We start from the raw sequence: 15933 nt of genomic DNA, 5'->3' as shown, positions 1-15933 counted from the left end.
CATAGTGGGAGGAAGACAAATGAGGAAAACTCGGGTTGCAATAAATGGTTTTGGGCGAATTGGAAGAATGGTGTTTCGGCAGGCTATTGATGATGAGCAATTGGATATAGTAGCTATTAATGCTAGTTATCCTGCTGAAACATTAGCCCACTTAATTAAATATGATAGTGTACATGGTATTTTTAATAAAGAAGTGAAACCGCTTCATCATGGAATTATGGTTGATAATAAAAAAGTAAAGCTCGTTAATTCTCGACTTCCTGAACAGTTGCCTTGGGAAGAACTAGAAATTGATGTAGTTATCGAAGCAACTGGTAAGTTCAAAACAAAGGAGAGTGCAGGAGCACATATTCGTGCTGGAGCAAAAAAGGTAATTATTACAGCGCCAGGTAAAGAAGTAGACTGCACCATTGTTATGAGTGTCAATGAACAATCTTATGACCCCGATAAGCACCAAGTTATTTCTAACGCTTCATGTACAACCAATTGCCTTGCTCCGATAGTAAAAATTATTGATGAACATTTTACAGTTAAGAATGGTCTTATGACGACCGTACATGCTTTTACAAACGATCAAAAAAATATTGATAATCCACATAAAGATTTAAGACGAGCTAGAAGCTGTACTCAATCTATCATTCCTACTTCAACAGGAGCAGCAAAGGCGTTAGGTGAAGTGTTACCACACCTAAATGGAAAACTGCATGGGATGGCTTTACGTGTTCCAACACCCAATGTCTCCCTTGTTGACCTTGTAGTAGATGTGGAAGAAACGGTTACTGCCAAACAAGTAAATGATATCTTTATGAAGGCTGCTGAAGCTGAGTACAAGGGGATTGTTTATTATAGCGATGCACCTTTAGTATCCATCGATTACACGACGACGGATTATTCAGCAATTATTGACGGATTGTCAACGATCGTAATGGAAGATCATAAATTGAAAGTGCTTGCCTGGTATGATAATGAATGGGGCTATTCCGCACGAGTTATGGATCTAGCAAAATATGTCGGACATTATATGCACCAAAAGCATGTTCAAATTAGCTAGAATGAAAAGAGAATATTTTAGAACATTGCCAAACGAAATGAATTGCAAATGACGGTCAGACAGTTTATACTTTTCGTTGTATCATTGTTTAAATTATTTTTCTGTTTTAAGGGGTAAGCTGATCAATAAACTTCCCTCCATTGACAGGATAAAGGCAGTAATTAATATGCCATAAGGGTGAAAAAAATGGATACAATGGGAAGACATGTCATTGCTGAACTTTGGCAATGTAATGTAAACAAATTAAATAATATCGATATACTAGAGCAGATTTTTGTGGAAGCTGCCCTAAAATCAGGTGCAGAAATTCGTGAAGTAACCTTTCATAAATTCGCGCCTATTGGTATAAGTGGTGTTGTGATTATTTCAGAATCCCATCTAACTGTGCATAGCTTTCCTGAGCATGGTTATGCCAGCATAGATGTTTATACATGCGGAAATATAATCGATCCCCATAAAGCTGTACAATATATTATTACCATGCTTGAGGCGAACCGTGTTGAAAAGCTAGAAATACCGCGGGGAGTAGGAGTTCTTAGGATTAAACAATTTCAAAATTTATAATTGTAAGCACATAAAATAAACATGGGTTGGTAGGCGAATACGTCTGTCAGCCCATGTTGTCTTTTTATTATCTAGGACAATTATATTTATTTTTACATAGTAGATATTTTTTGATAGTAGCTTTATCCCGCATGTAAGGTGCCGTAAAACTCCCACTTCAAGATCCCTGAGTTCATACAAAAGGAGCTAAGTGGGGGAAAACGGCACCTAAATGCCCGATTCGTTCAACTAACATTCAGTAGGAGATGGAAGAAAACTCCTACTGAATGAAGTTTCACTTTATTCGTCTAGCTATCTGCATCAAAGTCTTGTTGTCAGCTAAGATTTCAATAAAGATAGAATCATAGAGGTTTTCTGTAAAACATGTTAAAATAGGAATACTATACACAGGAATAAACTTGCACCGAGGTGGCAAAAAATGGAATTTCGCAATATGATTTCCAAATATCTTAATAATCATGCTGAAACTCAGGATAATCATTGGGATTCAACGTTACGTACCCATTATTATAAAACAACAAAAGAAAAAGCAATGCGTGCAATTGAGGGGATTCTTGGTCGATCAGAAACATACGAATTACATTCCATTTCTGAAGAGCATGGAGAAATAAGTGTAAAAGTTAAAAAAAGAAGACAAGCGTTTATCATCGTAACGATCATTATGGTGAGACCTTTTCAAACTGCAGTGGACTTTTCGGTTACAACAGAGACTGCACTTCCGTTTGATTTTGGTTATAGCACAAAAATTATTCAACGGCTTTACAAAGAAATTAATCATGTATTACCATTAATTACGAAACAAGCTAGGTAACGGTAAAAATGAGGAGTGGGCAGAACGATGAGATGTTCAAATTGCCATAACAAAAGTACAAAAGTATTGGACTCGAGACCAATTGAAGAAGGACAAGCAATTCGCAGACGCAGAGAATGTGAGCATTGTGGCTTTCGATTTACGACTTTTGAGCGGATTGAAGCTGTTCCTTTAATCGTTGTAAAAAAAGATGGAGCGAGACAGGAATTTAGTCGTGACAAGTTAATACGTGGATTAATAAAGGCTTGTGAAAAGCGTCCGGTTCCATTAGAAACCATTGAAGAAATAGCTTTAAATGTAGAGAAGGATCTGCGAAATGAAGGAATTTCAGAAGTGAATAGTAAAGAGGTAGGCGAACGGGTGATGGATCGTCTGTCAGAAGTTGATGAAGTTGCCTACGTAAGGTTTGCTTCTGTTTATCGTCAATTTAAAGATATCAATGTTTTTCTCGATGAATTAAAAGAGATCATTGATAGTGATAAAAAGAATGAATCAGATGGAAAGGAATAGATTCAACATGAATAGGATCGGCAAGATATTACCTGTCGAAGGCTATTTTGTAGTAGTCCAGGAATCGTTACCAATGGATTATGCAAAGTCGTTAACGCATCTGTACCAACCATTAATTGGTTTAAATGCGACCATCCTATATCAAACATTACTGCATGAACGAGACATCCTGGGTGATAAACCAACTCCTCAAACTCATCATACGCTTATGAATTATTTGAATCTTCCTTTAGACGAGATATATACTGCCAGACTAAAACTCGAAGGAATAGGTTTGCTTAAAACTTATCAAATGGATAACGAAGCAAACCGGGTTTTTACTTATGTATTACTGCCTGTCTATTCGCCGGAACGATTTTTTCAAGATCCAATGTTATCTCAGCTTTTATATCATCATATTGGTCCTGATAAATATGATCGATTAAAGCAACATTTTTTACCAGTGGCAGATGAGAAATACGGTATAAATATAACTGCTTCCTTTCAGGATGTGTTTGAAACAATTACTTCTGATTTTCAACCGAATGTAAAAGAGCAATCATTGGATCGAACGCCTGATATAAAAGGTATAGATTTTGCACCAATCGAGCAAAGTTTAAAACAGCGCATGATCCCAGAGAAAAAAGTGCTAACGGGCTATAACCGTAAACTGATTTCCCAGATGATGTTTTTATATGATTTAGCTACATACGAAGTAGAGAAAGCAGTTATTTGGGCGTTAACAGAAGATAATAGCTTAAATATAGAAGAGTTTAAAGCAGCTTGCTATGATTTATTTCAATCCAAATATAAAGGAAGTCATGTTCGACTGATTGATAAGACAGAAAAAGTTAGCCCAACATCTACGGAACAGAAAACGCCAAAAACAAAAGAAGAAAAGCTTATTCAACATTTTGAAACGATTTCTCCAAAACAGCTACTGGAAGATTTATCAGGCGGTCATCAAGCTTCGGAACAAGACTTACGCTTAGTGGGTGAGGTTATGACATCTCAAGGACTGCCAACCCCGGTTATGAATGTATTAATTCACTATGTTTTATTGCAAACAAATATGAAGCTAACTAAAAACTATCTTTCAAAAATTGCAAGTCATTGGTCAAGAGCGAATTTAAAAACAGCAAAAGAAGCAATGGACTTTGCTAAACAAGAAGTAAAAAATAATCAAAAAGCAAAGAATACTAGAAATAACTATAGTAGCAGACAATCAAAAGAGGTAATACCAGACTGGTTCAAAGAACAGAAGCAACGGCAAAAACAAGAAGCAGTAGCTACATATGAAGAACAGGTGGATGAAGTACAAGAGCAAAAAGAAATAGCAGCGCTCTTAAAGCAGTATTCTAGTAATGATAAATAATAGCAATTTCAAGGATGATGGATATGAAACCGGTACGATCGACATTGCAAAAGTGGATGAGAGAAAATAAAAACTTTCAGGAACATTATACGAAAATCAAACAGGAAATCCTGAATGATCCGGAGATTAAAGCTTTTTTGGCTAAACATCCACAACTGACCAAAAAAGAAATTGATAAAAATATAATCAAATTATATGAATTTAAATCGCAAGTAAAGCAATGCGATAAATGCACGAGCTTAGATAAATGCATGAATATGATCCCGGGCTATTCACCAGTTTTACATGTTGAAGGGAAAGAAATCCGTTTATCTTATAAAAAGTGCTTTCAACGCATTGATTATGAAAAGCAGTTAGAACAGCAGCGGTTAGTTCAAAGTTTATATATGCCAAAACAAATATTAGAAGCTAAGATTGATTATATTGATGCTGATCCAAAGCGGAGTAAAGCAGTACGGGAAATTTTGAAATTCATTGAAGGTTGTAAGCAAAATATACCACAAAAGGGACTATATTTATATGGCCCGTTTGGCGTTGGAAAAACATATTTTCTAGGCGCATTGGCAAATAAGTTAAAGGAAATGTATATCTCCTCATCACTTATTTATATGCCTGAATTTGTACGAGAGATGAAAGCTTCCATGAAAGACGATTCGTTAAATACAAAGCTGGACTATTTTAAAAAGGCAGATGTATTAATGCTCGATGATATTGGTGCAGAAATGCAGTCATCATGGTTTCGGGATGAAATTTTAGGATCTCTGTTGCAATTTCGTATGATGGAAGGTTTACCAGTCTTTTTTACCTCCAATTACAGTATGGAGGAATTAGAATCACATTTGGCGCTTACAAAAACCGGTGTTGAAAAAGTAAAAGCTGGACGAGTGATTGAACGTATCAAACAAGTTAGTCAGCCAATTCCTGTATTTTCCGAGAATCGGCGTACGTAATTTTTTACTTATATACAAACCAGCTCTAGTAAAAGGGATGGTTTAATGACAGACTTGTGCAGGATTGCATCTAAGTATCTGGTAAATGAATTATCGAAGACAATTGATTTTCTGAGTAGATGACACATATCCTAAAAAAAGACGTTTCTCGTACGGTTTTAATATCCTTTTGGTTGGTTAGATAGCATTATAGTATAAAATAGATTACCCAATCATACCTTTTAGTTGTAACTAGCAGATGTCAATCCTCTGACTCTATCTGCTAGTTTTTTTGGAAAATCACTCTAGCATTTTGAATCATGTTTTTTATAAAAAATTCTACTTTCATTGTAATTTACTAGTTTTTATGGATTACTCATTATTTTAACTCTTTGTCCATATAATGTAACAGTTTGGTTGGATGAGGGTGATGTTTATTGGTGGAATTATTTATTGAGTCAGATAAAGAAGTTATTCGGTTCTGTGAAAGGATGCGACAGCATAACAAACACATTAATTTGCACTGGAAAACTCATAAAGAATGGGGGAATCTTTTACAATTTGAAGAACATATACCTGGTCAAGTACTTACTGGAGCAATTGCTAAATCGTTGACAGATGTTTATATGACACATCGTTTAAGTAAGCTAATTACATCCGTAATTGAAGATTTTTATTACTATACGGATGCAGATGAAAAGGAGAAAATTCTTGAATTAACGAATTGGGTGATGGCAGGTAGGGATAAGAATGATCTGCTCGTTCATAAAAAAGAAGATCCCTATCAATTGCTTGAATCCTTGTTTATCGCTAACATAAAGGATACTGTCACCATTCACTATGATTCGCTAGTTAAATTTCGTTTGAAAGTGTTTAGAGACTACATTATTCATTATGTTGGACTTGCTATTGACGAATATAAACGAGAAGAAGAACATCAGGAATTTATCAATATGCTCAGGGGATATATTGCACGGCGAGAACCTTCTGTATCCGCGGTTTATCTTTTGCAGGGAGATACATTTTCCTTTTTTAAAGAGAATGGTAAACCATTTTCGAATACGGAACTGCGTACTTTAATGCAAAAAGAGCCACTGTATCTTGTTGGGTTAGACGAGAGTGAATTAAATTTATCACCATTAATAGCAATGGCGCCCAAAAAGATTTATATATACGGGGATGATCCGTCTGATCCAAAAACATTAACCGTTATTAATGTTTTTCAAGAAAGAGTTATCTTTGAACCGCTCCATCAGTTTCCATTTGTTTATTTTACAAAGAAAGGGTAATTCTAAGTCTTGCTTTTTCATGGAACGAGCGCTATAATACAGATTATACTATATATATATGTGAATTACAGGTTAGGAAAAGGACATGAATCATTATGAGATGTATGGCAAGAGAAGGGAGTCTTTGGCTGGAAGCTTCCACATACAATAATGATTTACCACCTTGGAGCCCTGCTATGGAAGGAAAGTATATAGCAGCGTATCATCTGCGTTAAAGATGCATGAAGCCGTATATTTTTACGGGAATTAGGGTGGAACCACGACGTTACTAACAACGCTCGTCCCTTTGCTTTTTAGCAGAGGAACGAGCGTTTTTTAATTGAAGAAGGAGTGAGAGCAGTGACTGAACAATTAACATTTATTTTTCCAGATGGTGCGGAAAAAGCATTTCCTACAGGAACTACCGGAGAAGAGATTGCAGCTTCTATTTCTTCGGGATTGAAAAAGCAGGCATTAGCTATTAAATTGGACGACAAGCTATTTGATCTAAGAAGAGAATTAGATCATGGTGGTCGTATCGAGATTATTACTTATAAAGATGATGAAGGTATTGAAATAATGCGTCATTCGACCGCCCACCTAATGGCACAGGCAATAAAAAGGCTTTATAAAGACGTCAACTTTGGCGTAGGTCCAGTTATTGAGGAAGGATTCTATTATGATTTTGATATGGAACATTCTGTCACACCAGAGGATCTTGCTAAAATTGAAAAGGAAATGAAGCGGATTGTAGATGAAGCTCTAGAAATTGAGCGGGTCGAAGTGTCACGAGAAGAAGCCAAAAAAATGTTCCAAGATGATCAACTAAAACTAGAGTTGATTGATGCTATTCCTGAAGGTGAACAAGTCACTATTTACAAGCAGGGTGAGTTTTTTGACTTGTGTCGGGGGGTTCATGTTCCTTCAACGAATAAGATTAAAGCCTTTAAGTTGTTAAGTATTTCCGGAGCTTACTGGCGAGGGGACAGCAATAATAAACAGTTACAACGAATTTACGGGACAGCATTTCAAAAGCAAAGCGAAGTTGAAGCGTATTTAAAGATCCTCGAAGAACGAAAGGAACGAGATCATCGTAAACTTGGAAAAGAGTTAGGTATTTTTACAGTGTCACAAAAAGTGGGGCAAGGATTGCCATTATGGCTGCCTAAAGGTGCAACCATTCGTCGGATCATTGAGCGCTACATTGTTGATTTAGAAGAACGACTTGGTTACGACCATGTATATACACCCGTATTAGGTAGTGTCGAGTTGTATAAAACAAGTGGTCATTGGGATCATTATAAAGAAGATATGTTTCCTGAAATGAAAATGGATAATGAAGAACTTGTTCTTCGTCCGATGAATTGCCCACATCATATGATGATTTATAAAAATCAGTTGTATAGTTATCGTAATCTGCCTGTCCGTATTGCTGAATTGGGAATGATGCATCGTTATGAAATGTCTGGCGCACTTGCTGGCCTGCAGCGCGTACGGGCAATGACTTTAAATGATGCGCATATTTTTGCACGTCCTGATCAATTAAAGGATGAGTTTATCCGAGTTGTAGAATTGGTACAAAAGGTGTATGAAGATTTCGGTATTACGGATTATTATTTCCGACTTTCGTATCGTGATCCTGAGGATAAAGAAAAGTATGTGGATAATGATGCCATGTGGGAAAAAGCACAAGCGATGTTAAAAGAAACAATGGAAGATTTAAAGGTGGATTATGTGGAAGCTGAAGGTGAAGCAGCGTTTTATGGACCGAAGCTTGATGTACAAGTGAAAACAGCACTTGGAAAAGATGAAACATTGTCCACAGTTCAACTTGATTTCCATCTTCCAGAACGTTTTGACTTAACCTACATTGGCGAAGATGGACAACCTCATCGTCCAGTCGTTATTCACCGTGGTGTGGTTTCTACAATGGAGCGTTTTGTAGCATTCTTAATTGAAGAATATAAAGGAGCATTTCCGACTTGGCTTGCACCAGAACAAGTCAGAGTAATCCCTGTTTCGCCAAAAGCTCATCTTGATTATGCGAAACAGGTTGCAGAAAAGTTAAGGCTGGAAGGCATAAGAGTTTCGGTAGATGAACGGGATGAAAAGATCGGCTATAAAATCCGCGAAGCACAAACACAAAAAATACCTTTTGCATTAGTCCTTGGTGATCATGAAATGAACGACCAAGCAGTGAATATTCGCCGTTATGGAGAGAAGGAAACAGAAACGATTTCTCTTGATGCATTTGCCGCTATGATTAAACAGGAAATCGACAATAAAGTGTTAAATAAAGCTTCGAAATAAAACGGACATATGAAAAAAAGAATTAAATCAAAAAAACAGCTTCGTTGATCAACAAGAAGCTGTTTTTTTATCCCGAATGTAAGGTGACGTAAGATCCCCAATTGTAAATACCAAAGAAGTCTAAGTGGGGGACAACGGCAGCTATATTTCCGATTCGTTGGACCTGTAAGACGTCGATCTTGGGAAGTGTGACACGTAGAAAAAATAGTTTCTCTTTTTCAAGGATGCCTGCGGTTTAGCCTTTGTTTTACTTTTCAATCCATGACAGATGAAAGACAACCCCAACGTATGGAAGTTTCACTTTATGGAAATCTATAGAATGTTTTGCAGTAATCAGGGATTTACAAAAAAAGTAGCGAAATAGAATAGAGAGGGAGGCGGTATGCGTGGATTTAGGAAAACCGATAGCAAGTGGAAATACGGCTGATATATACTTGTGGAATAATATGATTGTAAAGCTACTATGAAAGAGTTTCTCCTAATGAAGCTGTCCGTTAGGCAAATAAACAGTCTCATGTCTATTCATATGGTTTTCATGTCCAAAAGTACTTGATGTAACCAAGATTAGAAGATGAAGAAAGACTTTTGAATATTATATATAAGGGTGAGAGATGAATTGAAAAACTTCGCCAAATGAAGTGGCACTGTATTTCTTTTTATCTTTATTGATTCTTTTTTTGACATTATCCGATACATATGCTATTCTTATGTAGTTGATAATTAAATGATCTGAGACAAGTAGAAGCACCCGCTTCTCACCTGCTCGACGCCATCTGGTAGTTGACTGGTTCTAACGATTGAAATAGACAATTGGAGAAGTGTGGGTGCGTCCTGATGCCCACGCTTTTTTAATGATGCGAATGAAATAATAACTTGTCAAAAATGATCACGCATGGAAAAATTTTGGAGGTGGATGATAATTAGCAAAGACATGAATGTTAATGAGAAAATTCGTGCCCGGGAAGTACGATTAATTGACGCCAATGGAGATCAACTTGGCGTGAAATCTCGTCAAGAGGCTTTAGAAATTGCCCAAAAAAGAAATCTTGATCTGGTCCTTGTTGCACCAAATGCCAAGCCCCCAGTATGCCGGATAATGGATTATGGAAAATACCGGTTTGAACAACAGAAGAAAGAAAAAGAAGCACGGAAAAAACAAAAAGTTATTAATGTGAAAGAAGTGCGGTTTACCCCTGGAATTGGCGATCATGATTTTGAAACAAAATTAAAAAATGCACGGAAATTTTTACAAAAAGGTGATAAAGTAAAAGCTGCAGTCCGCTTTCGTGGACGTGCGATTACTCACAAAGAATTAGGACGAGAAGTTCTGGATCGATTTGCTGAAGAAGTAAAAGATATTGCGACCGTTGAAACAAAACCGAAAATGGAAGGTCGTAATATGTTTATGATGCTTGCACCTTTAAATGAAAAACAATGATTAACGGCAGCAACATCAGCATAATGACTTAGGCATTTGTAATAAGGAGGAAATCAATTATGCCAAAAATGAAAACTCATAAAGGCTCACAAAAACGCTTTAAAAAAACAGGTACCGGGAAATTAAAACGCGGGCATGCTTATACGAGCCACTTGTTTGCACATAAATCACAAAAACAAAAACGTAAACTGCGTAAAACTACTACAGTATCAGCTGGAGATTACAGAAGAATTAAAACAATGCTTCCTTATAAATAAGTTATCCTAAAAGCATTTGGAAGCACAGACTACTTTTTGATTTGTATTAGGAGGGAATTAATATGCCACGAGTAAAAGGTGGAACAGTAACGCGTAAACGTCGTAAACGCGTGCTTAAATTAGCAAAAGGTTATTATGGTTCAAAGAGAACGTTATTTAAAACTGCAAAGCAACAAGTTATGAAATCAGGTCAATATGCATATCGTGACCGCAAACAGAAAAAACGTGATTTTCGTAAACTGTGGATTTCTCGTATTAATGCAGCAGCTCGTTTAAACGATATGTCATATAGTAAGTTAATGCACGGTTTAAAAGTAGCGGGAATTGATATTAACCGCAAAATGCTATCTGATCTGGCTATTCATGATGAAAAGGCTTTTACACAACTAGTAACAAAAGCAAAAGAAGCATTAAAATAGAAATAATTAAAAAAGGCTAAATGCTTGCGTTGAAGCAGGACATAGCCTTTTTTCTCTTTTATCATAATTTATTGCTTGAAATAATTTGAAAATCATGAAGTCTTCTGCTAAGGAGGACTTCATGAATGGAAGTATTACAATTCTAATTTTATATCAATGGAAAGGACCTAATAATAGATGGAAATTTGGAATAGTCTTTTACCATATTTAATTGGTGTAAATAGTATTACCTTTTTATTGATGGGAATCGATAAACAAAAAGCTAAAAAACAGCAGTATCGAATACCTGAACGGACATTTTGGCTTCTGGCAGTAGTTGGTGGGGTTCTCGGGGTTTGGCTCGGAATGAAGGTTTTTCATCATAAAACAAAGCACATCACTTTTAACATAGGAGCACCTGTATTATTAATTGTTCAAATTGGTATTATTACTTGGTATTTTTTTGTACAGTAACCAATAAGTATAAGTAAATAAAGTTCCCAAACATGTAAGGGATATGTGAACCTCTCAAGACGAGTAGTAACAAAATAAAGTAAAAGCGAAAAGCAATGACTTCTATATGTTTGATGATTTAGGTCGACAGGACAAGGAAAGCTTCTTGCATAAGCATTGTAATTTTTCAAGGACAGAGAAGCTTCAGCAGAAATACATCGCGGTTTTTCAAGGAGATAGCGAACTTAGCCTTTGATCTACTTTCTCCATGGATTAAAAACAAAGAATGAAGTTGCACTATCCAATTAACCTATATTCTTGTCATAAAGGCTCGTCTCCTGTCATATACATGTAATAATGCGCGTCCAATATATTCGCTGCAGAGAACTAGCATAAGGAGGCGGGTTATGGAAGTTTTCGGAAATCAAATCATCACTTTTATTGAAGCCGGGGGATTGTTTGCTCCATTATTATTTATTAGTTTTCATTTAATACGACCGTTATTTTTTCTCCCTGTTATGTTTATCTGTATATCAGGTGGTATCCTATTCGGGACTATTGCTGGAACTGTTTATTCGCTTATTGGCATTACATTATCTAGCATTTTTTTTTATTTTTTTGTTCATAAAATGCCAAAGTCAATGAATCGGTTTCAAAAATTGAAAGAAAGGATTATTGGCAAACAAAAGTCATTAACAACATCACAAATAGCACTGCTTCGCTTAATTCCATTTATTCATTTCCATTTATTATCACTATGTTTGTTAGAAATATCTGCAGGGCTTAAAGATTATACAAAATCTTCCTTCTTTTCTAATATTCCACTAGCTTTTATTTATACTTCTATTGGCCAATGGATCACGAATTTAACTCCTTTGCACCTTAGTCTGTTCTTCTTGTTGCTTTTTCCCTGCGTGTATATGTTACGCAGGAAAGAAGTACATATTAAATGGCAGGAATTTTTCCATATACGGTCAGAAGAGAGGGTATAAGGGTACACTATACTTTTATAATACAAAGACAAGGGGACAAGATATTATCATTCTTAAATGAACAACGGATGTCGAATTTGGCATTCGTTTAATTTTTTTTAACATAAAAAATATCTGTGATTCCGTTCAGTTAAATGTATTCAAAGCTTCTTTATTGTTTAAAAATATTCACTGTTAAGTAACGTTTCTTTAAAATGAAAAACGAATCTCATGGTAAAGAAGGTATATATAGCTTACATTTGTTATCTTAATTCTTATAGTGCGTGTTCAAAGAGGAGTTGAAAAGAATTGAGTTCGGTAAAAATCGTAATGTCTTAAAAAAATAGATGTGCTGCTACCGAAGCATACTCTGTCCTTAAAAAAACATGTTGTCTCACTGTCGTAGCTTTTCCTGTCCTTGAAAAATCGCGATGCAAGAAGCTTTCGATGCCTGTGGTAATACCGATACTAGCGCGCCCTGTGTATTGGCAGCGTCGCATCGAGTAGCTTGAGTGTATGTAGTAGATACATGATTATTAGTAAACTTCTTCGAGATACTACACATGCAGGAAAGTTTTTTAACTTCCAAGAACAGAGAAACAAGCCAATAAAGAAAACTTGGGTGCGACAAGCGAAGCGTAGAAGATAACTTAGTTGTACTTATACTTAGAACGTAAAAATTTTTAACTACGGTCAAATGAACTTCAACGCAAATATTTTATCCGCTCTCATGTGCGAAGAAATTCGATGTGTCATTTTTGAAGGACTTTTGAACAACCTTTTATAACAATATTAAAAATTAATACAGAACCGTTTTACTCTTAATCATACCCTTTTATCAAAACTGCCAAGAAGGGGAAGCGAGTTTCATCGTTCTTGCCATTATTAAAAATATAAATGTAATTATACGATAATAGCAACTTACAACCATTGAACACTAATACTTTTTACAGTTGATCTACTGGCAATTTTAAAAAACAAAAATAGCGATATTTTGCGCTACTTCCGAGTGAAAATTTTTAAAACAGCTAAATCAATAACTTATTTATAGGGTGTTTCCATTCAATTTTTGCAAAGGGATAGCGAATTAAAATTTCCTCTTCAAGAAAATATAAGTCATCTCTTCTAAGACCACTTAATTCCAAAGGATCCTTTACTGTTACTTGTATATCAACAACTTCAAATGAATCCTCCGTTGTTCCGACATACTTTTCCCCTTCAAATAAGCACCCCTTATAAACAAACAGAACATTTTTTTTACTATTATTTGGATCGTCTAAAAAGTAAAAATCACCTTCTGCTTTAGCGATCCTTAGCTTTCGTAGAGGATTACGATAATATTGAATCCAAGTATATACAAGTAGTGCTAAAGCAATAACAATTAGTATGCGAAACAAAATAACTATCATACTACCGTCTCCCTGCTAGTTATTCTCCAATAATACGTATATAATACGTAATAGCGTATTCGAAGGTTTCACTTTTTTTCAATCTTCATGTTACAATCATAAAAAAGAAGTAATGATAGGTCATAATTGCAAAAACCGACAGACAGTTATGAAAGGATTAAATAGTTTTTCATACATAATGAAGCAGCACAAAAATTTACTAAAAATGGGGGATATTGAATGGAATATAACTTGAAAGTTAATTTGATACATGATGAGGCAAAATTACCGTATCGTGCCAATGAGGGTGATGCTGGGATGGATTTATTTTCTATTGAAGAGAAGATTATCCACACAGGGGAAGCTGAATTAGTAAGAACAGGAATACAAATCGAATTACCCAAGGGAACAGAGGCACAGATAAGACCGAGAAGCGGTTTAGCTTTAAAGCATTCAATTACGGTGTTAAATAGCCCGGGAACCATTGATGAGGGTTACAGAGGCGAAATTAAGATCATTTTAATTAATCATGGAAAGAAGGATTTCAAGGTAGAAAAACATATGAGAATTGCTCAGATGATCATAGCTCCAGTATTACCAGTTAATCTTGAACAAACAGAAGTTTTGTCCAATACTAAAAGAGATAAAGGCGGGTTTGGTTCATCTGGAAAATAATAAGTAAGTATGTTCAGATGGAAACAATTAACATCCTTTAGAATTTTGCAGTAGAAAATTAAAGGGGCGTCGTAATTAAAGAGATTCAATCCAAGCATAGTAAAATCAATTGCATTATGTATAAACTATAGAGCATGTGAAAAGGTGGATTTAAACCAATAGAGTACAGTACAGCATATTGTGAAAGTAAAAGTGAATTTGCAGGGATAAGTTGGAGGATGAATATGAACCAACTATTTACCATAGACTGTGGTGAAATATAGTAGAGTTTAGAATTGAAGATGCGCAGAAACTCTCTATTTATTAATAATTGTCTTTATGTAGGGAAACATATCTTATAAAACTGGGCGACTCAACTTACTGTTTTGAAACCTTAAAAATTAGCGGTATAATATGGAATAGAGAAAAGATAAGAGGTGACCACATTTGGGAAAGATAGATGATACGTTAAAAATGTTCAAAGAGTTAACAGATGCAAAAGGTATTCCAGGTAATGAAAAAGAGCCACGAAATGTCATGAAGAAATACATCACACCTTATGCAGACGAAGTGGTTTACGATAATTTAGGCAGCCTAATTGCAAAAAAGACCGGTATGCACGGCCCGAAGATAATGGTAGCCGGTCATTTAGATGAAATCGGCTTTATGGTAACAAAAATTGATGAAAATGGTTTTATCTATTTTCAAACAACTGGCGGCTGGTGGAGCCAGGTGATGCTTGCACAACGTGTGACAATTATGGGAAGCAAGGGAGATGTAACAGGCGTTATTGGTTCAAAGCCACCACATATTCTATCTCCAGAAGCTCGGAAAAAACCAGTCCAGATTAAAGATATGTTTATTGATATTGGTGCTTCAAGCAAAGAAGAAGCTAAGTCATTTGGGGTAAAACCAGGAGATTCTGTCGTCCCTTATTTTGAATTTACACCCTTAAAAAATGAAAAGATGTTATTGGCAAAAGCATGGGACAACCGAATTGGGTGTGCGATCGCTATTGAAGTATTAAAACAGTTACAAGACAGTGAGCATCCAAATATCGTTTATGGAGTCGGCACAGTTCAGGAAGAAGTGGGACTTCGAGGTGCTAAAACGGCAGCTCATACGATCAAACCGGATATTGGATTTGCTGTTGATGTTGGTATCGCTGGTGATACTCCTGGAATTTCTGAACATGAAGCTGACAGCAAAATAGGAAAGGGTCCGCAAATTGTACTTTATGATGCTTCTATGGTTTCTCATAAAGGTCTGCGTGATCTAGTGGTTAAAACAGCAGAAGAAAATGAGATTCCATTCCAATATGCAACAATGGCGGGTGGCGGAACAGATTCAGGCTCCATCCATCTTACTGCAAATGGTGTTCCTTCTTTATCCATTACGATCGCAACACGCTACATTCACACACATGCTGGAATATTGCATCGTGATGATTTTGATAATGCTGTGAAATTGATTGTCGAGACAATTAAAAAATTGGATCAGGATACTGTAGATTCAATTAAATTTGACTAGTGGATGAAATAAGAAGAGGCTTATAATTGGACATAAGCCTCTTCTTT

Annotated in this window: 16 protein-coding genes and 1 other annotated feature; of the genes, 15 read left to right on the top strand and 1 reads right to left on the bottom strand. The window is 35.8% G+C overall.

The window, feature by feature from the left end; genetic code table 11:
- The first annotated feature begins 19 nt into the window (after positions 1 to 19).
- The 13 genes from BN1066_RS19200 (at position 20) to BN1066_RS19140 (ending at position 12335) form a co-directional block, all read left to right on the top strand.
- On the top strand, positions 20 to 1051 hold the full coding sequence (locus BN1066_RS19200; RefSeq protein WP_077321331.1) for a glyceraldehyde-3-phosphate dehydrogenase: 1032 nt from the start codon (positions 20 to 22) through the stop codon (positions 1049 to 1051).
- Positions 1052 to 1237: 186 nt separating this feature from the next.
- Positions 1238 to 1615: an adenosylmethionine decarboxylase gene (gene speD / locus BN1066_RS19195; RefSeq protein WP_077321330.1), complete on the top strand. Its 378-nt coding sequence runs from the start codon at positions 1238 to 1240 to the stop codon at positions 1613 to 1615.
- Between the two features lie 418 nt (positions 1616 to 2033).
- Entirely contained in the window at positions 2034 to 2426 is a 393-nt protein-coding gene (locus BN1066_RS19190) for a cytosolic protein (protein ID WP_077321329.1), read from the top strand.
- A gap of 27 nt (positions 2427 to 2453) precedes the next feature.
- Entirely contained in the window at positions 2454 to 2936 is a 483-nt protein-coding gene (gene nrdR, locus BN1066_RS19185) for a transcriptional regulator NrdR (protein ID WP_077321328.1), read from the top strand.
- A 7-nt stretch (positions 2937 to 2943) separates the two neighbouring features.
- Positions 2944 to 4290, top strand: coding sequence for a replication initiation and membrane attachment family protein (locus BN1066_RS19180; protein WP_077321327.1), 1347 nt, complete (start codon positions 2944 to 2946; stop codon positions 4288 to 4290).
- A 23-nt stretch (positions 4291 to 4313) separates the two neighbouring features.
- The gene (gene dnaI, locus BN1066_RS19175; RefSeq protein ID WP_077321326.1) at positions 4314 to 5240 is read left to right on the top strand and encodes a primosomal protein DnaI; all 927 of its coding nucleotides are present in this window, start codon (positions 4314 to 4316) and stop codon (positions 5238 to 5240) included.
- Positions 5241 to 5659: 419 nt separating this feature from the next.
- The gene (ytxC, locus tag BN1066_RS19170) at positions 5660 to 6508 is read left to right on the top strand and encodes a sporulation protein YtxC (protein ID WP_245799858.1); all 849 of its coding nucleotides are present in this window, start codon (positions 5660 to 5662) and stop codon (positions 6506 to 6508) included.
- 339 nt (positions 6509 to 6847) lie between these two features.
- Positions 6848 to 8797 (top strand): threonine--tRNA ligase, encoded by a 1950-nt coding sequence (thrS, locus tag BN1066_RS19165; protein WP_077321324.1) that lies wholly within the window; start codon positions 6848 to 6850, stop codon positions 8795 to 8797.
- Positions 8798 to 9527: 730 nt separating this feature from the next.
- Positions 9528 to 9653: a sequence feature (ribosomal protein L20 leader region), on the top strand.
- Positions 9654 to 9728: 75 nt separating this feature from the next.
- Positions 9729 to 10235 carry a translation initiation factor IF-3 gene (gene infC, locus BN1066_RS19160; protein ID WP_143695935.1) on the top strand — a complete coding sequence of 169 codons (507 nt, stop codon included), beginning with the start codon at positions 9729 to 9731 and terminating at the stop codon, positions 10233 to 10235.
- 59 nt (positions 10236 to 10294) lie between these two features.
- The gene (gene rpmI / locus BN1066_RS19155; protein WP_077321322.1) at positions 10295 to 10492 is read left to right on the top strand and encodes a 50S ribosomal protein L35; all 198 of its coding nucleotides are present in this window, start codon (positions 10295 to 10297) and stop codon (positions 10490 to 10492) included.
- A 62-nt stretch (positions 10493 to 10554) separates the two neighbouring features.
- The gene (rplT, locus tag BN1066_RS19150; RefSeq protein WP_077321321.1) at positions 10555 to 10911 is read left to right on the top strand and encodes a 50S ribosomal protein L20; all 357 of its coding nucleotides are present in this window, start codon (positions 10555 to 10557) and stop codon (positions 10909 to 10911) included.
- A 177-nt stretch (positions 10912 to 11088) separates the two neighbouring features.
- Positions 11089 to 11364, top strand: coding sequence for a DUF1294 domain-containing protein (locus BN1066_RS19145; protein ID WP_077321320.1), 276 nt, complete (start codon positions 11089 to 11091; stop codon positions 11362 to 11364).
- Positions 11365 to 11750: 386 nt separating this feature from the next.
- The gene (locus BN1066_RS19140; protein WP_077321319.1) at positions 11751 to 12335 is read left to right on the top strand and encodes a TVP38/TMEM64 family protein; all 585 of its coding nucleotides are present in this window, start codon (positions 11751 to 11753) and stop codon (positions 12333 to 12335) included.
- 1007 nt (positions 12336 to 13342) lie between these two features.
- Here the strand turns inward: BN1066_RS19140 and BN1066_RS19135 are convergent.
- On the bottom strand, positions 13343 to 13723 hold the full coding sequence (locus BN1066_RS19135) for a sigma-w pathway protein ysdB (protein WP_077321318.1): 381 nt from the start codon (positions 13721 to 13723) through the stop codon (positions 13343 to 13345).
- Between the two features lie 219 nt (positions 13724 to 13942).
- On the opposite strand from BN1066_RS19135, the gene dut reads away from it, so the two are divergent.
- Together dut and BN1066_RS19125 are read left to right on the top strand one after the other, a co-directional pair.
- Entirely contained in the window at positions 13943 to 14377 is a 435-nt protein-coding gene (dut, locus tag BN1066_RS19130; protein WP_077321317.1) for a dUTP diphosphatase, read from the top strand.
- A 426-nt stretch (positions 14378 to 14803) separates the two neighbouring features.
- On the top strand, positions 14804 to 15886 hold the full coding sequence (locus BN1066_RS19125; protein ID WP_179104438.1) for a M42 family metallopeptidase: 1083 nt from the start codon (positions 14804 to 14806) through the stop codon (positions 15884 to 15886).
- The last annotated feature ends 47 nt before the right edge of the window (positions 15887 to 15933 follow it).

It is taken from the genome of Virgibacillus proomii (assembly GCF_900162615.1).
Taxonomy (GTDB): Bacteria; Bacillota; Bacilli; order Bacillales; family Amphibacillaceae; genus Virgibacillus; species Virgibacillus proomii.
The sequence above is the reverse complement of the archived record's forward strand: the minus strand, read 5'-3'. Positions and strand labels throughout refer to the sequence as shown.